This window comes from Campylobacter sp. BCW_4332, from assembly GCF_001763175.1.
GTDB classification, from domain to species: domain Bacteria; phylum Campylobacterota; class Campylobacteria; order Campylobacterales; family Campylobacteraceae; genus Campylobacter_D; species Campylobacter_D jejuni.
Map to the genome: position 1 here is coordinate 1 of NZ_MJYF01000011.1, position 1538 is coordinate 1538.

1 protein-coding gene is annotated in these 1538 nt (G+C 27.5%); it reads right to left on the bottom strand.

All coding sequences use genetic code 11. From position 1 onward, the window contains the following. Positions 1-1538, bottom strand: a 1538-nt coding sequence (locus AJN64_RS00605; protein ID WP_070292536.1) for a motility associated factor glycosyltransferase family protein, incomplete at both ends; no start/stop codon positions are given.

Below are 1538 nucleotides of genomic sequence, written 5' to 3' on the forward strand. Positions count from 1 at the left end.
TTACTAAAATCTCTACAATGTTTAATACTTTGATAAACTTTATAATAAGCCTTAAGTAAAAACTCATTTTGTTTATTTAAGCTTAAAGGTTCTAATTTTTCAAAAGGTTTATTTAAATCTTTATCAAGTAAATTCTCACAAGCCCATAGAAAAGGTTTTTCTATAGTTCCTTCTATCCTTGCCCCACCTTCGGTGCAGTTGTAGGTGGTTGAAATAATATTTCTTGAAATGGTATTTTGTAAAGAGAATCTAAACATAGTCCAAATTCCTGAACTTTCAACCTTTCCATTGCCTCCATAGGCTAGACATTGAAATTTTCCCTTATCTCTTTGAAAATGTCCTTCATGTTTATCAAGATTGCTATAATCTTTAGTATGAGAAAATCCATCTTTAGCATAAGCTAAATCTTGTCCTATAAAAATGATATTTTTACAACTTAGATGCGTTGCAAATTCATAAGCCATATGTGCAACGCTTGGCCCATAGCCTACATAGCCATATTGATGAAAATTAACATTTTTAATGAAATCAAAAGGTCTTGAAATAAGCATGAAATTTCTATTATTTTTTTGAAGATATTTTATAGTTTGTGGATAGACCCAACTTACACAAACAAACAAAACATCCTTATCAAATTCTCCAAAATCATGATTAAAAAATTCAGAAGTTAAAGGAATCCTTTCTAAAGAAAGTACATAATCAGGCTTTATGCCATGCTTAGCTAAAATAGGATAAGAAGAATCTGCACAAAAAATTGTAGCTTTATTAGCATACTTCTTTAATAAAGGTAATTGTTTGGTTAAACTTGGTCCTGTAGAAACAATGATAGCTGTATCACTTAAATTCTTTCTTTTAGAAAGTAATTCTGTATAACTAGGATGAGTGATCATTTGAGGAAGATTATAAACAAATTGCTCTATGCCTTGAAGAGCATCAAGAGGATCATTACCATGAGAAATAATAGAATCTTTAAAATACTGTACTAGCTTTTTATTTAACTCCAAAACATCTTCATGAAATCTTTCATAATAATTACTCATCAGTTCTAAAAAATAAATTCTAGAAAATTGAAAGAAAGGTTTGTTAGAACAAAAATCAGAAAAAAATTCTATATTTAAAGAACTAGTTTGCAAAATCATCAATCTTGAATTTTGTAATTCATTTGAAAAATCTAAGATATGAAACATCACCCAAATGATTTCTATATCTTTTTCAAAAACAACAATATGCTGATGATTTTTATTTTGCAATAAAGCTTTAAATAAAATTCCATTTCCAAAACCATAAAAATACAATACAGGATAAAGTAGGTATTTGTCATTATAGGTGTTTAACATAGTGTTTAATTCATCAATAACATTTCCATAAAGAAAAGTATTATCATTCGTATCTTTTAGATTGATATCAAGATTATCTTTACCTAAGATAAGTTCAAATTTACTAGACTTGATTTCTTTTAAACTTTCTTTTAAAAGAATATTACCTAAAGCTTCAATATTTTTGTTAAAGAGCTCTTTTTGGGTAGGGGTGAAGGTCAT